The organism is Okeania sp. SIO2B9, from assembly GCF_010672505.1.
In the GTDB taxonomy this organism is placed as follows: Bacteria; Cyanobacteriota; Cyanobacteriia; order Cyanobacteriales; family Microcoleaceae; genus Okeania; species Okeania hirsuta.
The window spans coordinates 1-17,837 of record NZ_JAAHGK010000023.1 but is presented as its reverse complement, the minus strand read 5'-3'; the positions used below and the strand labels follow the sequence as shown (position 1 = coordinate 17,837).

Genomic DNA, 17,837 nt, shown 5'->3' with positions numbered 1-17,837 from the left:
TGTTACAGGAAGGAGAAAATGTATTTTCTCCTTCCTGTAACCAACGCCAATCAGCATTAAAACATAATAAAGTCCATACAGGTTTACCTAATGCTCCTGCTAAATGTGCCACAGAAGTATCAACAGTAATTACCAAATCTAGTCGATCTATTACTGCTGCTGTATCAGCATAATTATTTAACTGAGAACTCATATCTTCTATCTGAATATTGGCAGATATTTTAGTTAATTCTTGAGTTCTTTCTCCTTTTTGCAGACTATGAAATTTTACTCCAGGTACTTGCAAAATTGGTAAAAAGTCAGTTAATTTACAGGAACGATTATGGTCATTTTTATGAGTAGGACTCCCTGCCCAAACAATACCTACTTTATATAGCGCGTCGGGAAGGTTAATAGAGTTAGTATTGGGGTATCTTAAATAAGGAATTTCAACAGGAATTGTTTCTAAAGTTGTGTCAAAAATATAAGGTAAACTCATCAAGGGTACATAAACATCAAATTCTGATAATTTTAGTTCTCCTGGTGGCATTAATTTATCAATTCCTGGAACACTTTTAAAAATAGGAATTAACTCTGGCGTACATACTAAAATAATCTGTTGACAGCGTTTTGCCACTAGAGGAATATAGCGAATAAATTGAATAGCATCTCCTACTCCTTGTTCGGTATGAATTAGCAAAGTTTTATCCATAATATCTTCCCCTTTCCATCGGGGATGAGGACATTGAAAGGGAGTAAATTCTGAAGTTTTCCAACGCCATTCACATTCAGCAAATCCCCGTTTAAAATCTCCATTTTTCAACAATGTCATGCCTAAATTAAAATGAGCTTTGGCAAAACTACCATTAAGATTAATTGCCTCTTCATAATGTTTAATTGCTGCTGCTAATTCACCTTTTTGACTATAAGCATAAGCAAGACTGTTATGAGCATCCGCATTATCTGGCTCTGTCCTAATTACCTGTTGTAAAACATTAATTGCTGCTTCATACTGTTGATTATCTCCTAAAGCTACCCCCAAATTATATTTAGCTCTCGTCAAATCCGGTTGTAACTTCAAACATTCTTGATACTCAGCGATCGCTTCTACTAATTTACCTTCTTGATAGAACTGATTTCCTTTGATTAAATGAGTTTCCGATTTGGCTATTTCTGAAGCTGGTTGTACTGTTTCTGCTAAAGCTTCATCCGGTAAAACATAAGAACTAGCAAGTAAATTTTCATCCCATTCAATAATTTCAGGAAAGCGAATATTCGGCAAAACTGCCACAGAAAATATTTCTTGAACTCCTTCTTCAAATCTTAAAAAAGCAATAGTTTCTCCAGTTAAAATATTTACTACCCATACCCCACATATTCTTTCCTGAAGTTGAGTAATTGGCATCCCAGTAAAAACAGCAGTTTCTCTAACTTGTGATAAACCAATAAATGCTAAATTTCCCCAAAAATCTATACCACGAGTAAACCCAGGCAACTTAGCAATAGTTTCTAATTTTCTCTCGTTTAAATTAACTTTTGCCAAACTCCCATTTCCTGATTCTAATAACCATAATTGTTCCTGATACCATCTAGGAGAATGAGGCATAGATAAACCCCGCATCAATATTTCATTTGTTTCTATATCCATTAATATCCCACCATTAGCTTTATTATTTCTCCAACCAGCAGCAATATCAGTTTCTCCTAAAGCTGTAGCATATTTTGGTAGGTCATTTTTTAAACATAATCCATTCAAATGACAGCGGTCTGTTAAGTCATATCCACTAATAAAAGGAGGTCTCCATCTAGGTACAAAACTATTAGGATGACCAAGAGTACAGAGACAAGAAAAACGAGTATTAATAAACCATAATTCATCCTTTACCCAAGCCATTTCGTGAACATCAATATCCCCAGTCACATGAATATTTCTAGGTAAATAACAAGCATCATGTTTACCAGCAGGTTCTAATTTTTCTCCTACTGCTGGAACGTTGCGAAAATCCCAAATTTGATAAGCAGTTCCCAAGGCAATTTTTTCGTGAGTTGCTGCTAATCCCATGGGTTTATTAAAGGTGCGAAAATGAGTATTAATTACCCCATTATCGGCACGCAATACGATTAATTTACCTGCTTGATAAGTGGAGACAACTAAAGAAATGCCTAACTGGTCTAAAATTTTGGGGAAGTTATTTGTGTGTACGCTTCTTAATAAATAATTGTCGGTATTAACAGGAGCATTAGTTTGATTATTCATTGTCAGGTGATCTAAAGTTAGGGTCAAAATAGGTATAACTATATTAAACAATAAAAATAACTCTGAATCCGGACTATTACCAAACTCCAGACGAATTCCTATATAAAATTTGGTGATTTTTAATTTCTAGAACACTTAATACCAAGCGTGAAAAAATAATGCTACAAAAAAAGGCTGCAAATTATATCTAAAAATAACTTCTCCAATCCTAATAATACCAATTTCGATTGTTTTTCCTTTTTTTCTCGATTTGTTTATTACTTCTTCCTTTATTTGTGCTGAAATTCAAAGCAATATCTCTGTTGGAACAGGGTACTATAGCTCATCCACTATAGTTGGTTCAATTTCAAAATGTGTTCCGGAACAGTTTTCTATTTTTGGTTATTTATCGCAACAGGTTACTATCGCAGATTAGCTATAGCTGTCTCAACTTCAAAATATGTTCCGGAACAGTTTCCTATTTTTGGTTATTTATCGCAACAGGTTACTATCGCAGATTAGCTATAGCTGTCTCAACTTCAAAATATGTTCCGGAACAGTTTTCTATTTTTGGTTATTTATCGCAACAGGTTACTATCGCAGATTAGCTATAGCTGTCTCAACTTCAAAATATGTTCCGGAACAGTTTTCTATTTAGTGAGAGGGATTTTCAAACATAATGGCTTGATATTGGTTTTGAGTAACAGGGTATTTACTTATATAAAAAGGTTGCAGAGTAACTTTATGTTGAGGACTTTCGCCATATATTCCGACTTCATTTTTCGGCGAACCCATAAGAAAAGTACCACCAGGAATAGCCACCATTTCCAACACCATACCATTACCCAAATCTTCAGTAAAAAATACTGCTTCATTGGAACGACGCTCAATTTCTTCACCTTTGTTATTTACCGTTATCACATCAAATTTTTCTTGGTAAAAATAAGAAATAGCAGGAGGCATTTGAGGCCAAATTTTCTTCAAAGCTTCTATAGAAATAGCTAACCCCTCCGCTCCATCTTTCTTCATATTGGTAGCTATACCCAACACATGACCAGTTCCCCAGTCAACAACAGGTGCGCCACTATAACCTCTACGGAGGCGATCGCCTTCATCAACTAACAAATTCCAAACTGCCACTCTTTCATCATTTTGACGAACGAAACGCTTTTTCCCAAAAGTTCCATCAACAGTTTCCAGCAAGATTTTTTTCTCTTCACCATAGAGATAATGACCTGCTGTCCGAAAGTTTCGATTTTTTGCTTCAGATAAACTTATTAAATGGAAAAGTGGCACATTCAGCTTTTCAACTCCCAACACTGCTAAATCAAAACCCGTAATATCTCCTATTGCTAAAACTTTTGCTGGAATATTATTAACCAAAACATTTTCCTCACCACCCACATCCTCAATAACATGAGCGCAGGTTAGCAAATAAGTATAATTATCCTCTCGATAAAAAGCAAATCCAGTGCCAATAACATCTGCTTTGAAAGAGTTGTCACTAGCACTGGTAATTAAAACAATAAATTCTTCTAAATTACTCATTCTCTGACTTTTTCAGCTTGTTCAATTTCCATATCTTTATTAATTTCTTGCCAAGCTTCAGCAATAGGACGACTAATACTAATTAATATAGGTTTAACTTTAGCAAAACTAGACTTAACTTCTTTAATAAGATTAGTAGAAATAGGTTTGGCTTCATTGTCTGGGACTTCTGCCTCAACTAAAATACCATCTTCTAATTCAATTAATCTGGTGGCCATATATAATTCTTGGTAAATTTAACTGCTATTCCATTCCAGGACATCATATTAAATCCGGATGATTTGTTATTCCAAGTCATTGCGACGGTTACTCCGTGGAAGGAAGCAATCTCAGGGGTTGTGCGAGATTGCTTCCTATCATCACAATGACAACTTTTCAGCAGGATTCTATATTACTCTAATTTTCAGGATAATTTCTAGGTACAGGAAAATTTAACTTGGTGGCAACTCACCCTCAAAATAGAGCGATCGCCCAAGTTCTGATTATTAAACTAAAGAACTTAACTTCTGACTTCTGGTTTCTGACTTCAGCTATAACTGTCAGAAATTTCTCTCACTTCCTCAACAGCGAAATTAAGAATTTGTGCAACTTGTGCCACATCCATTCCTGTTGCTAATAGTTGAGAAACAGCATTTATTCGTGCTTGTTCAGCTTGTTCAGCTCGTTGACGTTCCTGTTGAGCCTGTTGTTCAGCTTGTTCAGCACGAGCTTTTTCTAGTTCTGCCCTTTCTGCTCCTGTTAACAACAAATTACCATCTTTGTCCCACCAACGTAACCAAGATAAGGAGAATAAGATTTATCAGACCTAATAACTCTTCTTGCACCAGTCTTTACATTTACTATTAATAATATTTAATAGCCCATTGCATAGAGAGTTTTTCTATGTTTAGAAAAAGCTAAACTAGCTACTTTACTATTACCTAATTTACCAATAATTGTAGTTTTGGCAGTAGTGGGATTTATTCTGACTAAATCTGTTGTTTTTTGGTCACGCCACCGAATACCATAGAGTATATTTACACAAAAAGCAATATCAACTATATGCATACCTATAGAACCAATTAAGACTGTTTTTCCTGATTCTATATCTAGGGTATAGAGATTACTTGCTTTGCCTTTAGAGTACAAATCTTGAATATAGATTAATCCTTTAGTATTTTTATAGACTACGTCTAAATAATTGATAATTGATAATGGATAATTGATAATTACTTGTTGTTTTTCATCCTTGATTGTTGGTATTATAGGGGTTTTGTTAGAAGACGTAGGTTGGGTTGAAGAATGAAACCCAACACCACTAACATTTTGTTGGGTTTATCCTCCGGATAAGCTGCGCTTTTCATGTCGCGCAGCGAAACGCTAACGCTCAACCCAACCTATATCTCATAACTATTCCCTATTCCCTATTCTCTATTCCCTGTTATAACTGATAACTGAAAATGACTACTGTACTTAATGTCTCACCCAACAATTTGTCAGCACCCCCGGTGTTGAACGTGTAGCTCAACGTGCTTTGCGTTATTTAAAATCTGGCTATTCAGTTCATTTACGGGGTCCCGCAGGAGTAGGCAAAACAACCCTTGCATTACACCTTGCTCATCTACGTCGTCAACCCATTGTTTTAATGTTTGGGGATGACGAATTTAAAACCTCAGATTTAATAGGTAATCAATCTGGATATACTAGGAAAAAAGTTGTGGATAATTATATCCATACCGTATTAAAAGTTGAGGATGAACTGAAACATCATTATCATTAATACTGGGGTGGTTTTGGATGGCAGTCTAGATTTAGGTTTGGCGGAGTTAAGTTTGATTCATGCTCGTTTACACTTAGTTTTAACTTCTAAACCGATCGATCAAAGGAAAAAATAAGTGGCAGTCCTGCAACCATGTTCTTTCAGGAACAAACTTAACAGGTTTGCCAATCACAACAACTTCTGCTTTCTGAAAATTTCGAGCTGCAAATACCCCTTTTCCCTCATGAGTATTTTTAACTAGAACATCTAAATCAACGACATTTGCAACCGTTGCAAAATCAACTTCTGCACTTTGTAGCTTTTGTGTTGTTTGTGTCATACTTTTTAAGTCCTAAAACTAAATTGTTTGAAGATCGGTTTTTGTAAAGTATGTTGTCTTGGTAAAGAGAGTGGGCAATACCCACCCTCAAAGCTAGTTCAAGCAATTGCGATAGAGGATCGCGCTAGTTAACAGGTAATGGAACTGGTTATGACTTACACGGAAAATCATTGTCAAACTGTTCAGGAGTCTTATAATATGTACCCTGGGGGAAATACTCACCCATAACCTCCGGTTCGTCACCAGGGATTTTGGTATTTTGGGGTGCGTATTCAAACTCATTCATCTGCATTTGCCAACGGTTCCGGAGCTCGCCTAGGTACATATCCCCAAACCCATCACCGGCGGCTGGAAACTCTAACCAGGCATAACCACATTCATAATTTGCATTCTTCGGACGATAGGATGGCCGACTGACAACTACGGTGTAATAACCGTTTTCATCCACTGGAATCTCTTCGTCAAAGACGCTATCAATAACTCGTGATCGAGACAGAGGCTCGTCTGTAGACCAAGAAAAATAGCGCATTTCAGCATCCCTCGTGCGATTGAAGATTTTATTACCAAAATAGGTCTTGGGAGTCTTAGGTTTTTTGCCTCGCAAGACCAAGATTTCCCCAAAATTGCGATCCATCCACGTCGTCAGATAAACCGTTGTCGAATTGATAAATCCGCCGGAACCAACATTCGGATCTGTAGGTTGAGGGCACTGATCTGCGTTATCGGGGCCTTGCTCAAAGTTAGCACAGAAATTATACTTTGCAGTCCACTCGCGGATGATGTAGGGAGGATCTTGGGCAGGCCAAGTATCAGGTCTGTCTTGGTTGTACCACTCCGTGCGATCGCGCTCTGCTTTATAAGCAACTGGATCGAATGCTGGACTTGGATAAACACTACCCATACTGCCTTTGAACTTGGAGTATTTGTTTCTGCAGAGTGCATCGCCCTCAATGACCCTACCATTTTCCCTGATAATTTTCGCCTCGGGTAATTCCGTATCCCCCAGCAGGTTTGTTCCCTTATCGGGGACATAGAGTCGCATTACTACGATATACCCAATATTGGGGAACTCTTTCTCCCCAAGGTATAAAGTATTGGGTTCGAGCTTCAATTGTTCTGCTGCCTCGGGGAAAGCATCGCTAAATAATTCTTCAAATTCAGGAAGATCCTCGGGAATCTTGGGCAATTTTTCAACCAACTTGGGTAAGACTTTAACAAGTGCCTCTTTGAAGTCTGGAGAATTTTCGGGGATCTGTTGCAACTTTTCCCCTGGTTTTAAAGACTTATTTGGCGTGAGTCCGATGCGCTATCTCAAGATACGACGACTTAATGCAGTGCGACAACGCCTGAAAGCAAGCGAACCAGAAAATTGTTCCATCGTCTTCCTTGCTAATGAATTTGGGTTCTACTGTCCGAGTCATTTTACTAGAGATTACAAAGCCATGTTTGGGGAGTTGCCTTCAGAGACTTTAGCAAAACACTGCAAAAGTTAGCTTGAGTATTGAGCGATAAATATATTCGAAATCTAAAGTTTTTCTTATAATTATTATATTTTTAACAATTTAATGCTATAGCTTGCTTCCCAATATATTCAGTAGACAGAGCGATCGTGAATATTCTCAAATTTTCCTGCTTCAGTCACAGCAATAAATTAACTTCTGACTTCTGTACGGGCGAATGGCCATTTACTGACGCAGAGCTGCCGCTAACGCCCCTACCAATTCTGACTTCAAATATATGTTACCAGATTACAAAAACAGTTTAAAAAATGGGTTAGTGTTGAGGACGTAAAGTTAATAAATCTAGATAAAATCTACTTTTCAGCACATCTAATACCCCACTTGAAATAGCAGTCAGCGCTCAGCGGTCAGCTATCAGCTCTCATGAGGAGGCTTTAATGAATATAGACTGTTTCAGCCAGTTTTTATAGTAAGTATAAATTCTGACAATTAGTCAAGCTTTGATCTCAAACTCAAAGCAATAGCTGATGGCTGTTTGCGTAGCATCCCGTAGGGAAGTGCTGACGGCTGTTTGCGCAGCATTCCGGAGGAAATGCTTACTAACAAATAAATAATGTTGACAATTATTGGTTGCGGTAATCTTAACCGTAGTGATGATGGGGTAGGAGTAATTATTGCTCAACGCTTGCAGCAATATTTGACTGAACATCCTCATCCGAATGTCCGGGTTTATGACTGCGGTACTGCGGGAATGGAAGTGATGTTTCAGGCACGGGGAACTCAGCAATTAATTATTCTGGATGCTAGTGCTACAGGTTCTGAACCAGGTGCAATATTTAAAGTTCCTAGTTCGGAGTTGGAAGCACTGCCAGAACCTAGTTATAGTTTGCATGATTTTCGTTGGGATAATGCTTTGGCGGTGGGTCGAAAAATATTTCGAGAGGATTTTCCTCAAGATGTAATTGTCTATTTAATAGAAGCTGAAAATTTGGATTTTGGTCTAGAACTTTCTTCTGTAGTTCAGCATTCTGCTGAGAAGGTTTTTCAAGAACTTATATCAACTTTAATTGATTAAGTACCCGTGCAAAATTAATTTAAAATTTTGGCATGAGGGAACAGAGAACAGGAAATATAACTGAGTAGTAAATATACAAATATTGTTCTTATTTACTTAGTTATCAATTACTGGAAATTGAGAATTAGGAGTGGAAAATTTGTCTTTTTAGCTTATTTCTTCTTCCTTAAATTTAGCCATCTATCAGTTTTTCTGAAAGTCAAGTAAAGCCAAAGAAAAAGCTGATAGCTGATGGCTAATTGCTGACCACTACTTTAACACAAGGAAATTATCATGAACGAACAAAGAACAGAACAATATTATGAATTAATTGATAAATTAGTGAAATGTCCTAATGGAAAAGAACCTGATGTTTTAGATGAAAATATTGAATTAGTTGATGCTGGTTTTGTGTCAGTTTTAATGCAAGTTGGTCAAGCACAAATTCATCATGGTAATCAAGATGGTGCTAAATTTTTATTCCATCTTGCTCGTGAATTAGCTAAACAATTAGGATTATATCCTGACCCTGAAGCTGCTACAACACCTGCCCATTGAAGAAGGAGTCAGTCCTCAGGAGTCAAGAGTCAGGAGAATGGAGTTGATGGGTATTCTCACCCCACCAACCGCATTTGCACCCCTGGTGACGGTGGGGTATTAAACCCATAAGGGTTAATGAAGTCAAAAGTTAACCCACCCCCTAACCCAACCCACCCCCGCCCCTCCCAGGAGGGGATCCAGGAGGGGAAGTAGGGAATTTGAGCTTCGCTCCAAAAATATTTCGCCTTAAAAAGCGGGGTTGCGCGACCCATATTATTTTGATAAAGATCATGTAGATAGTTAATGTTATGTTTTCTCAGACAGAAGCAGAAAAATTAGCCATTGATTTTTTGGGGAATGATTGGGAAATTCCCCAGACAGAACAAGAATGGTTTACTATTAGAAATACGAAACAAGAGCCTAATTGGTATATTGTGGAAGTAGCAATAGAAGGATATCCTGATTATTGGATTCTTCAGGTTTATGATACGGGTGAATGTGACCCTTGTTATACTTTTGTCTCTCCTTTAAGTGGTTCTCAAGATACAGATGATTTGCAGGAATTACCAGAATCTATTGCTAATATGATTAGCTTTGAGCGTAATTCACAAATGTCTGCAACAGCAAAAGTTTGAATATACAGCGTTTCCCGTTGTTATGAGGTACAAAATTTTAGGTTTAAGGGAACAGGGAACAGGGAACAGGGAACAGAAAAGAATAAAAAAACTGTACATCATAGCTTCGGAAACTGCTGTAAAATACTAAATCAAGTTCGATATCTTGGGGAATATTAATAGTTGAAATCGGTTATTTATTCTGATTTTTTTACTATTAAAATACATCCATCGAACTTGATTTTGTTGTATATAGAAATATTAAGTTTTAATGAAATTAAGTCCTTTGAAGAAATATAATAGTTTATAGCTAGTCAATACAGCTAGTCAGTAGTAGACTGACACAGCTAAAACTGTGCAATAGATTTTTGTTTCTAGGTGTCTTGATCCCCTCATCCCCCATCCCCCCATCTCCCATCTAATGCAACATTTAAAGTGTGTCAGTCCAGTAGTCCAGTAGGGTGTGTTAGCGGTAGCGTAACGCACCGAAACGAAACTACAGTAAAGAACACCAAATAGGAGAAAAAAATTATGTCTATGTTTTGCGAACAATGCGAACAAACTGCCAGTGGCCAAGGATGTCATCAATGGGGAGCTTGTGGCAAAAGTCCAGAAATCAACGCCATACAAGATTTATTGGTTTACTGCTTGCGTGGGTTGGCAGAAGTCAGACTCCGAGCAAAAGAATTAAATATTCCCACTAGAGAAATAGACGTTTTCATCTGTGAGTCAATATTTGCCACAATGACAAATGTTAACTTTAACAAAAAAAGTTTTGCTGAATATATCAAGCAGGCGATCGCTCACCGGGAAAACCTGAAAACCAAAATTCAAGAAACTAATACATCTATTCAATGGTCTGCTTTAGCTAACTACCAACCAGACTATACAGAAAGCTTATCTCTCCAAGGCGAAAATGCTTCCCTGAAATTTATTACTCAGTCTGGCAGTAATGTTGATATCTTCTCTCTCAAACTCACCGTTATTTATGGCATCAAAGGAGTTGCCTCTTACAATTTCCACGCTCAGGAGTTGGGAGAAGAAGATGAAAAAAATTATGACTTCATCGCCGAAGCATTAGTTGCCTTGGATAACCAAGACCTTACCCTTAATGACTGGGTAAACCTAGCATTGAAAGTGGGAGAAATTAATCTCAAAACAATGGAACTTTTAGATGCAGGTCATACCAAAACCTATGGTCATCCTGTTCCCACTACCGTACCGTTGAACCCCCGGACAGGAAAAGCAATTTTAGTTTCCGGTCATGATATTAGACAACTCGCAGAAATCTTAAAACAAACTGCGAATACTGGCATTACCGTCTACACTCATGGAGAACTTTTACCTGCCCACGGTTATCCGCTTTTGAAGCAACAATATTCTCACTTCTACGGTCATTATGGCACCGCTTGGCAGAATCAAACTAAGGATTTTGCTAAATTCCCTGGCCCAGTTATTGTGACAACTAATTGTTTGATGCCTCCCCATGAAAATTATGAGGATAAGTTGTTTAGTATTGGTCCGGTGGGATATCCCGGAATGACTCATTTAGATGCGACAACAGATGGTATGCCTGATTTTACTTCTGTAATTCAAAAGGCGTTGTCGATGCCTGGGTTTACTGAAGATGGAGAACCAAAACAGGTAATGGTTGGTTTTGCTCGGAATACAGTGTTGAATGTTGCTGATACTGTAGTAGAGGCGGTCAAGCAAGGAAAAATTCGTCATTTCTTTTTAGTAGGTGGTTGCGATGGAGCAAAACCTGACCGCAATTATTATACGGAGTTTGTGGAAAAGGTTCCAGAAGATTGTGTGGTTTTGACCCTTGCTTGTGGTAAGTTCCGCTTTTTCGATCGAGAAATGGGTATGATTGGGGAAATTCCTCGGTTGATGGATGTTGGTCAATGTAATGATGCTTATTCAGCTATTCAAATTGCTGTAGGTTTGGCAAAAGCGTTTAATATGGGTGTGAACGAGTTGCCGTTGTCGATGATTTTGTCTTGGTATGAGCAGAAGGCGGTAGCTGTATTGTTGACTTTGTTATATTTGGGAATTCAGGATATTCGGTTGGGGCCAACTTTACCAGCGTTTATTTCGCCCAATGTGTTCCAGTTGTTAAGCCAAAAGTATAATTTACAGGCGATCGCTACTCCGGATGAAGATTTAGCTGCTTGTTTAGGTTGACTGGGATGTTTATCGTATAGCTAAGGAGTCAGGAGTCAGAACTCAGGAGTCAGAATTCAGGATTTAGTAGTTAGAAGTAAAGAAAGGATTTGAATAGCATGAATTTTTAAATTTGTATTCAAATAGACATCTGGTAAAAATCAGAAATAAAATCAATTCTTATCCATAAATTATCAATTATTCCCCTCCCAGGAGGGGATCGGGGTGGGTTCCCTGTTGCTTTCCGGGGCTGTTGCCTGTTGCCTCTTTTCTGGAGATGTCTAATAGAATATCTGTATTAAGATCAGGAGTCAGAGATCAGGAGTCAGGAGTTAGCTATTGGTAGTGGACCGAGACACCTAAAAATGTAGGTTGGGTTTATCCTAACGGATAAGCTCCGCTAACACTTCGTTCTACCCAACCTACGGTTATTAATACCAATTTTATTTTCATCTAAATATAGCGCTGTGCGCAGGCAACAGCTCCGGAAGGCAACAGCTCCGGAAGGGGGAATAAAAAACTGATAATATAAGGCTTTTAGCTATTGGACACCTCTTGTCATTTGTAAATATGCCAGCGCACATTGCTATAAGTAACCAAGATAACAGTTTTTTTTAGTAGTAAATGGTATTTAAAGTATCGTTTTCATCAAAAAATTAGTCTGCTCTGCTTCCTCTCTAATCCCTCTGCCTTCTTCTTTACCTTCATCAATATTGGTTATGTCGAACGCCGGATTTAGCGTAGTATGCGATCGATAATATTACTCAAATTCGGCAAAAATATAAAAAGAGTATAAACAATAAGAGGGGAATTAAGAATATTGATAAAATAAAAATAACTTGAAAGTTAAACTTGGATAATCATAAAAAAAACAACATATTTTTGTTAAAAATACTAATTTATTAAAAATTGTGCTTCAAACTATTAGTGATACCTCCGTTAGAGCAGCACTGAATGCCATTGAATCTGAATCAGCAAATGTTTCAGAAAAAATTCAGATGCTGATAGAAATGGCAAATGGGTTGCAACAAAAACCAAAAGACCCTAAACAACTGGATAATGCTATTGGCCTATATCAACAAGCGATAGAATTATCCAGCAACGATTATCCTCTGCTGCAAGCAAGAGCATTGGTAGGAATGGCAACAGCCTTAAGAGCTATGCCAGGAGAAGGACCCGATCTATTGCTAGAGGCAAGAGAAGCTTATGAAACTGCCCTAGAAATATTAAGGGAAGAAGGAATACCTGAAGAAGTTGCAGAAGCAGAAATGAATTTAGGCTTGGTATTACAAGCATTAGTTAGTTTTAACTTGGCAACAATGAAACAGGTAATAGAAGCATATCAGCGGGGGTTACTAATATTTACCGCAGATAAACACCCACAAGAATATGCCATATTGCAGAATAACATCGCGATCGCTTATCTCTCGATGACCCTATCTCCAGAAAGAGAGGGTATGCGACAAGCAATGGCAGTACAATCATTTGAGGAAGCATTAAAGGTAGTTAACCTCATCGAACATCCCAACGAATACGCGATGTTGCAGAACAATCTGGCCAATGCCTTACAATACCTCCCCAGTCTGCATCCGATAGACAATAATTTGCGGGCATTGACTGCATACAATGAAGCCTTGAAAGTCCGTACAGCAAAAGATACACCATTAGAGTATGCAGCCACTATCTCTAATAAAGCCAACCTGCTATACAACTTACCAGATAATCCAAAACATCCAGAAACAGGAAATCAGCAAAATCTACTCCAGGCAAAAATGCTCTATGAAGAAGCTCAAGCAATTTTTTGTCAGTATAGCCAAGTAGAAAGAGCAACAATAGTTTCCGAAGCATTAGCAGCAGTAGAAAGCGAACTATCACTTTTTGATTTTGACTCAGCAGTTACTACTAGATAGGAGAATAAACAAAATGAGCGGTCTAATTACCGTTGTCAATACTCTGATTACAAACTTGGCTATACCCAGCTTTCAAATTTTTATCAGTAACTTAGTTACTGGAGAGATTACAATACTAACAGCCATATTCTGGCTAGGAGTTGCTAGCGGAATTTCGATTATTGCTGGTGCTATTGGTGGAATATGGTTGGCAGGAAAAGATTTAGGTTATAGTCTAGCTGCCATGATTGGTGGATTGTTTGGCCCTGCTGGTGTGATTCCGGCAGTTATTGTTGGCTTGGCAATTTTAAAATTTGTTTAGGAGCTTTGACTGCCCTGAGTGTGGGATATCTATAGACCGCGATCTGAATGCGAGTATTAATTTAAAAAATGCGGTCCGCTTGACCGTCAATGCCTGTGTATGAGTAACCGCCAACGGTCTCAGTTGTTTGCATAGCATTCCGTAGGAAAGCAGGAAGTAAACATTAAAATGTCACTAATTATGCGGTGCGACCCCGCGTCGGCGCAAGACGCAAGTGGTCAGACCCCGCGACGATGCCAGCTCGCTTGCGGTCGGAACCCGCGTCGGCATCAGACGCAAGGGAATGCCGACCAAGAGAGGGAATGCTGACCAAGAGAGGGAACGCGCACCAAGAGAGACGTTTTATATCGGTTTTATGAAGCAGCAAGACATTGATTTAGGTAAGATGCACAGATGTTGAGCGTCTCCCTCGCTGATGGATTCGTATATCAAATCTGCTGCATCATATTTGTAAATCTTTGAAAAGATTTTAGTGGTTGGCAACGACAGGTTTGACAATCAGGTAGTCCTACTTGTGTAATGGTAGATGGGGATGAACAATGGTGCTTCATGGGAGCAAGATACGAGCAAGGAAGCAAGATGCTTCCACTGCTTTTGTCCTTGACCAAAATAATTAAAATAGACCACCATTACAATGCATCACTACCTAAATGTTTGAGTATTTGTTACAAACTTCAAACCATGCAATGAACATAAATGAATATATTCGTGCAACCCTACAATAACTAACAGTTGAAAAAAGGATAAACAATTATGCTAGAAGTCGGTTGGTTTAGTACCAAATTATTATTCAAAGGAAAACTACTACGAAATCCATTTTATTTTTTCAAACAAGTAGCCATAGGTACTTCTTTTGGTGCTCTATTACTAATAGTAATGGCACAAATGGGAACAACACTATTGTTTCCAATTATTATTTCTAGTTTGGCAACTGGAATCTCTATGCCATTTTTGCTGAAAGATTTGAAGTTGCAATAGGAAGAAAATAATAAAAATGACTCAAGCCAAACTTCCCTTGCAAGAGTCTGTGAGTCTAGAATCTCTAGTATCTGATATTAATCATTTTGAGCAGGTGATCGCTCATTGGGATGAAAATCAAAAAGTAGTGGTTGAAGGGTTGAAAAATGCCATAGAAGCATTACACAAAGAAGCTTTAACCCGATTAATTCGTAGTGTTAAACAGGAATCTATGCCAGCATTGCGTCAGGCAGTGCAAGATGAAGTAGTTTATAGTCTACTGCGCTACCACGAATTGATTAAACCACCTACGCCTTCTCTAGAAATCAGGGTTCAACAGGCATTAGATAGAGTGCGTCCAGGTTTGCAAAGTCATAATGGCAATGTGGAATTACTTGCCATAAAACTACCGGATACCGTGGAAGTAAAATTAGTGGGAAACTGTAGTAATTGTCCTGCTTCAACCTTAACCATGAAAGATGGAGTCGAGCAGGCAATTAAAACCCACTGTCCGGAAATCAAAAATGTGGTTTCGGTCAATACTCCAGTTAGTGGAAAAACAAGCAATACTATTGCCAGTCCCTTTGCTGCACAAGAGGAAACAGGTTGGGTTGCTTTAGCAAATATTGACCAGATACCGAAAGGTGGTATTTTAGCTGTTGATATGGATGGGTTGAAATTAATTTTGACTCGTGTGGGTAATGATGTTATTGCCTATCGTAATAGTTGTAGTCATTTAGCCAAACCTTTAGATGAAGGAGAAGTAATAGAAGGTATTCTCACTTGCCCATTTCATAACTTTAAATATAACTTAGCAACCGGACAATGTTTGACTGCTCCAGAAATGACCTTGCAACAGTATCCGGTAACTATAAGAAGCGGTCGAATTTTGATTAAGTTTTAGGTAGAGAAAAGTTTCAAGTTTTGAAATTAGATATCTGTGAAAAAGAATGTAAGGACATTCCAAGGAGCGTCCCTACAATTATTTTAGGAAATGCTGGGGCACAATAATATTTATGTGCCCTATTTTTATAGATTATGTCTCCTAGAAAACCACTTGATCTAGCAATTAGATGAGAGAAGAATCACTGATATTAGTTAACCGACTTGCGATCTGCTCTGGACTAGCTAAAGTATTTTCTAGAGTAGTTAAAAGTTGGTTATCTAATTTTAAAAGCGGGTAGTGGGTGGGGAGATGGAGAGATGGGGAGTGTGAGGAGATGGGGAGATGGGGAGATCGAGTCCGTTGGTATCGTTTGTGTAAACCTAAGGGTGAATATCTACTCTGACTCCTACCCCTGCCAAAAGACTTTTTCAGCAAACCCTAATTATTAATTATTAATTATTAATTATTAATTGTTGAAACCTACCACCTAATAACTTTACGGTCGCTAATTATCCGGACATAATATAACTACAACTTGTCAATCTTCAATGCGATCGCGCACTTGACCTTTTTCTGCATTCTTCTCTAAAAACTCAATTATCTTGCCAGAAACATCTACTCCTGTAGCTGCTTCTATTCCTTCTAAACCGGGAGAAGAATTCACCTCCATCACCACAGGGCCATGATTAGAGCGTAATAAATCTACCCCAGCAACTCTCAACCCCATTGCTTTAGCTGAACGGGTAGCAGTTGAACGTTCTTCAGGAGTTAATTTAATTTTTTCTGCTTTACCACCCCGGTGCAAGTTGGAGCGAAACTCACCCTCAGCTCCCTGTCTTTTCATAGATGCTATTACTTTATCTCCTACTACAAAACATCGCAAGTCTGCACCACCTGCTTCTTTAATAAATTCTTGAACTAAAATATTAGCATCCAAGCCACGAAAAGCTTCAATAACTGACTTAGCCGCTTGATAAGTTTCGGTTAAAACTACTCCGATTCCTTGAGTTCCTTCTAATAATTTAATGACCAAAGGAGCACCTCCCACGGTATTAATTAAACCATCAATATCTTTAGTAGAATTAGCAAACCCAGTTACAGGCAATCCAATTCCATCTCTAGCTAATAATTGCAAACAATGTAATTTATCGCGAGACCGAGAAATGGCTTGAGAAGGATTTGGGGTAAAAACTCCCATCATTTCAAACTGTCTAACTACAGCGGTACCATAAAATGTTTTAGAAGCACCAATGCGAGGAATTATAGCATCAAGTCCTTCCAAAGGTTCACCTTTATAAATAACTTGAGGCTTCATCGAAGTAATATTCATATAACAGCGCAAGTAATCAATAACTTGCACTTCGTGACCTTGTTTTTCCCCTGCTTCTACCAATTTTCTAGTTGAATAAAGACTTGGTTCAGTTGATAAAATAGCGATTTTCATTTTATTATTTTCCAACATTTTTTTTGTCCTTTTTTTGACTAATTTTTGCCTTTTTATCTAAATAAGATTTGCCTGGGTTAATTAAGAAAATTCCCCGCACAGCTTGTCGTCCCAATAACATTCTAAATCCCATTAATTCCCGATTAGTTAATGTTAACTCAACTTGCCATTTTTTTTGCATTAAATTTACTTCTGTCAGAATCACAGGGCGTAATTCTGCTTGCCCGCTAGAACTACGAACATTACGTTCATCTATTAATTCTGCTTCAGCAATTACTGTTTGATTCGTATCTCGTTGTTGGGGATTAATTTTAAATTTTACTCTTGGTTTACCATCAATTTCAAAAGTCTCAATATCAAAAGCGTGTAAACTAGAGGTACGAGCGCCAGTATCGATTTTTGCCTTGATTTTAGTAATGCCAATTTCGGGTAATGCTATCCATTCCCGCCAGCCAATAATTGGTAATTCTTGATGTTTCATTTTTAGTTTTAGGGAGTAGGGAGTAGGGAGTAGGGAAGATGGGGAGCAAGATAGGGAATAAGCAAAAAATATTTACCTTGTTAGTTGTACCACATTAATCACCGAATCTACTGTAAGTAAGAAGGTTGTAAATTTTCCCCCATTTCCAGCTTTTAACTTTTGATTTTTGACTTTTAAAATGGTGCA

The 17,837-nt window shown here is 38.0% G+C and carries 22 protein-coding genes and 1 pseudogene; 12 read left to right on the top strand and 11 right to left on the bottom strand.

All coding sequences use genetic code 11. The features are described from left to right. The 5 genes from F6K13_RS02095 to F6K13_RS02075 form a co-directional block, all read right to left on the bottom strand. On the bottom strand, positions 1–2,236 hold a 2,236-nt coding region (locus F6K13_RS02095), incomplete at its 3' end, for a TIGR03032 family protein (RefSeq protein ID WP_287286738.1). Between the two features lie 633 nt (positions 2,237–2,869). Beyond that, positions 2,870–3,763, bottom strand: a complete 894-nt coding sequence (locus F6K13_RS02090) for an SUMF1/EgtB/PvdO family nonheme iron enzyme (RefSeq protein WP_124143855.1) — start codon at positions 3,761–3,763, stop codon at positions 2,870–2,872. Then, complete coding sequence (locus tag F6K13_RS02085) at positions 3,760–3,981, bottom strand: hypothetical protein (RefSeq protein ID WP_240038825.1); 222 nt, start codon at positions 3,979–3,981, stop codon at positions 3,760–3,762. Before F6K13_RS02085 ends, F6K13_RS02090 begins: the two co-directional genes overlap by 4 nt. 308 nt (positions 3,982–4,289) lie before the next feature. Beyond that, positions 4,290–4,511 carry a hypothetical protein gene (locus F6K13_RS02080; protein ID WP_153183405.1) on the bottom strand — a complete coding sequence of 74 codons (222 nt, stop codon included), beginning with the start codon at positions 4,509–4,511 and terminating at the stop codon, positions 4,290–4,292. Between the two features lie 104 nt (positions 4,512–4,615). Beyond that, on the bottom strand, positions 4,616–4,891 hold the full coding sequence (locus tag F6K13_RS02075) for a hypothetical protein (protein WP_124143857.1): 276 nt from the start codon (positions 4,889–4,891) through the stop codon (positions 4,616–4,618). Positions 4,892–5,202: 311 nt separating this feature from the next. Here F6K13_RS02075 and F6K13_RS02070 point away from each other — a divergent pair. Further along, positions 5,203–5,516, top strand: a pseudogene (locus F6K13_RS02070) (AAA family ATPase); the annotation flags it as partial. Between the two features lie 13 nt (positions 5,517–5,529). Then, complete coding sequence (locus F6K13_RS34855; RefSeq protein WP_240038826.1) at positions 5,530–5,637, top strand: hypothetical protein; 108 nt, start codon at positions 5,530–5,532, stop codon at positions 5,635–5,637. Here F6K13_RS34855 and F6K13_RS02065 read toward each other — a convergent pair. Next, positions 5,602–5,841 carry a hypothetical protein gene (locus F6K13_RS02065; protein WP_124143858.1) on the bottom strand — a complete coding sequence of 80 codons (240 nt, stop codon included), beginning with the start codon at positions 5,839–5,841 and terminating at the stop codon, positions 5,602–5,604. The two genes, F6K13_RS34855 and F6K13_RS02065, sit on opposite strands and share 36 nt — an antisense overlap. Positions 5,842–5,989: 148 nt before the next feature. Continuing rightward, positions 5,990–7,102, bottom strand: coding sequence for a hypothetical protein (locus tag F6K13_RS02060; RefSeq protein ID WP_124154130.1), 1,113 nt, complete (start codon positions 7,100–7,102; stop codon positions 5,990–5,992). On the opposite strand from F6K13_RS02060, the gene F6K13_RS02055 reads away from it, so the two are divergent. From F6K13_RS02055 to F6K13_RS02045, 3 genes are all read left to right on the top strand, one after another. Then, positions 7,020–7,334 carry a helix-turn-helix domain-containing protein gene (locus tag F6K13_RS02055; protein ID WP_240038827.1) on the top strand — a complete coding sequence of 105 codons (315 nt, stop codon included), beginning with the start codon at positions 7,020–7,022 and terminating at the stop codon, positions 7,332–7,334. The two genes, F6K13_RS02060 and F6K13_RS02055, sit on opposite strands and share 83 nt — an antisense overlap. Before the next feature lie 580 nt (positions 7,335–7,914). Continuing rightward, positions 7,915–8,376 carry a hydrogenase maturation protease gene (locus tag F6K13_RS02050; protein ID WP_124143860.1) on the top strand — a complete coding sequence of 154 codons (462 nt, stop codon included), beginning with the start codon at positions 7,915–7,917 and terminating at the stop codon, positions 8,374–8,376. A gap of 273 nt (positions 8,377–8,649) precedes the next feature. Next, on the top strand, positions 8,650–8,913 hold the full coding sequence (locus F6K13_RS02045) for a hypothetical protein (RefSeq protein WP_124143861.1): 264 nt from the start codon (positions 8,650–8,652) through the stop codon (positions 8,911–8,913). A 56-nt stretch (positions 8,914–8,969) separates the two neighbouring features. Here the strand turns inward: F6K13_RS02045 and F6K13_RS02040 are convergent, their stop codons facing one another. Continuing rightward, positions 8,970–9,167 (bottom strand): hypothetical protein, encoded by a 198-nt coding sequence (locus tag F6K13_RS02040; protein WP_287286737.1) that lies wholly within the window; start codon positions 9,165–9,167, stop codon positions 8,970–8,972. A 36-nt stretch (positions 9,168–9,203) separates the two neighbouring features. On the opposite strand from F6K13_RS02040, the gene F6K13_RS02035 reads away from it, so the two are divergent. The 7 genes from F6K13_RS02035 (at position 9,204) to F6K13_RS02010 (ending at position 15,744) form a co-directional block, all read left to right on the top strand. After that, positions 9,204–9,530, top strand: coding sequence for a hypothetical protein (locus F6K13_RS02035; RefSeq protein ID WP_124143862.1), 327 nt, complete (start codon positions 9,204–9,206; stop codon positions 9,528–9,530). 516 nt (positions 9,531–10,046) lie between these two features. Next, positions 10,047–11,693 (top strand): hydroxylamine reductase, encoded by a 1,647-nt coding sequence (gene hcp / locus F6K13_RS02030; RefSeq protein WP_124143896.1) that lies wholly within the window; start codon positions 10,047–10,049, stop codon positions 11,691–11,693. Positions 11,694–12,583: 890 nt separating this feature from the next. After that, on the top strand, positions 12,584–13,582 hold the full coding sequence (locus tag F6K13_RS02025; protein WP_124143863.1) for a hypothetical protein: 999 nt from the start codon (positions 12,584–12,586) through the stop codon (positions 13,580–13,582). A gap of 13 nt (positions 13,583–13,595) precedes the next feature. Further along, positions 13,596–13,883: a hypothetical protein gene (locus F6K13_RS02020; RefSeq protein WP_287286736.1), complete on the top strand. Its 288-nt coding sequence runs from the start codon at positions 13,596–13,598 to the stop codon at positions 13,881–13,883. Next, complete coding sequence (locus F6K13_RS34850) at positions 13,876–13,986, top strand: zinc ribbon domain-containing protein (protein ID WP_124143865.1); 111 nt, start codon at positions 13,876–13,878, stop codon at positions 13,984–13,986. The genes F6K13_RS02020 and F6K13_RS34850 overlap by 8 nt, the downstream gene beginning before the upstream one ends. A 650-nt stretch (positions 13,987–14,636) precedes the next feature. Next, the gene (locus F6K13_RS02015) at positions 14,637–14,861 is read left to right on the top strand and encodes a hypothetical protein (protein WP_124143866.1); all 225 of its coding nucleotides are present in this window, start codon (positions 14,637–14,639) and stop codon (positions 14,859–14,861) included. Between the two features lie 16 nt (positions 14,862–14,877). After that, positions 14,878–15,744: a NifU family protein gene (locus F6K13_RS02010; RefSeq protein ID WP_124143867.1), complete on the top strand. Its 867-nt coding sequence runs from the start codon at positions 14,878–14,880 to the stop codon at positions 15,742–15,744. Between the two features lie 165 nt (positions 15,745–15,909). Here the strand turns inward: F6K13_RS02010 and F6K13_RS02005 are convergent, their stop codons facing one another. The 3 genes from F6K13_RS02005 to F6K13_RS01995 all read right to left on the bottom strand — a co-directional run bounded on the left by F6K13_RS02005 (position 15,910) and on the right by F6K13_RS01995 (position 17,651). After that, a complete protein-coding gene (locus tag F6K13_RS02005) occupies positions 15,910–16,161 on the bottom strand; it encodes a hypothetical protein (protein WP_287286734.1) in 252 nt (83 codons plus the stop codon). A 103-nt stretch (positions 16,162–16,264) separates the two neighbouring features. Next, positions 16,265–17,170, bottom strand: coding sequence for a 30S ribosomal protein S6--L-glutamate ligase (gene rimK, locus F6K13_RS02000; protein WP_124143868.1), 906 nt, complete (start codon positions 17,168–17,170; stop codon positions 16,265–16,267). A gap of 4 nt (positions 17,171–17,174) precedes the next feature. Further along, complete coding sequence (locus F6K13_RS01995) at positions 17,175–17,651, bottom strand: ATP-dependent zinc protease (protein WP_124143869.1); 477 nt, start codon at positions 17,649–17,651, stop codon at positions 17,175–17,177. Between the last annotated feature and the right edge of the window lie 186 nt (positions 17,652–17,837).

What these genes read in the sequence shown, in the direction of transcription:
- F6K13_RS02035 (WP_124143862.1), top strand. Translation starts at nt 9,204, where the DNA reads ATGTTTTCTCAGACAGAAGCAGAAAAATTAGCCATTGATTTTTTGGGG.
- F6K13_RS02045 (WP_124143861.1), top strand. Translation starts at nt 8,650, where the DNA reads ATGAACGAACAAAGAACAGAACAATATTATGAATTAATTGATAAATTA.
- F6K13_RS02050 (WP_124143860.1), top strand. Translation starts at nt 7,915, where the DNA reads ATGTTGACAATTATTGGTTGCGGTAATCTTAACCGTAGTGATGATGGG.
- F6K13_RS02065 (WP_124143858.1), bottom strand. Translation starts at nt 5,841, where the DNA reads ATGACACAAACAACACAAAAGCTACAAAGTGCAGAAGTTGATTTTGCA.
- F6K13_RS02015 (WP_124143866.1), top strand. Translation starts at nt 14,637, where the DNA reads ATGCTAGAAGTCGGTTGGTTTAGTACCAAATTATTATTCAAAGGAAAA.
- F6K13_RS02010 (WP_124143867.1), top strand. Translation starts at nt 14,878, where the DNA reads ATGACTCAAGCCAAACTTCCCTTGCAAGAGTCTGTGAGTCTAGAATCT.
- F6K13_RS02040 (WP_287286737.1), bottom strand. Translation starts at nt 9,167, where the DNA reads ATGGGTCGCGCAACCCCGCTTTTTAAGGCGAAATATTTTTGGAGCGAA.
- F6K13_RS02090 (WP_124143855.1), bottom strand. Translation starts at nt 3,763, where the DNA reads ATGAGTAATTTAGAAGAATTTATTGTTTTAATTACCAGTGCTAGTGAC.
- hcp (WP_124143896.1), top strand. Translation starts at nt 10,047, where the DNA reads ATGTTTTGCGAACAATGCGAACAAACTGCCAGTGGCCAAGGATGTCAT.
- F6K13_RS02085 (WP_240038825.1), bottom strand. Translation starts at nt 3,981, where the DNA reads ATGGCCACCAGATTAATTGAATTAGAAGATGGTATTTTAGTTGAGGCA.
- F6K13_RS02020 (WP_287286736.1), top strand. Translation starts at nt 13,596, where the DNA reads ATGAGCGGTCTAATTACCGTTGTCAATACTCTGATTACAAACTTGGCT.
- F6K13_RS01995 (WP_124143869.1), bottom strand. Translation starts at nt 17,651, where the DNA reads ATGAAACATCAAGAATTACCAATTATTGGCTGGCGGGAATGGATAGCA.
- rimK (WP_124143868.1), bottom strand. Translation starts at nt 17,170, where the DNA reads ATGAAAATCGCTATTTTATCAACTGAACCAAGTCTTTATTCAACTAGA.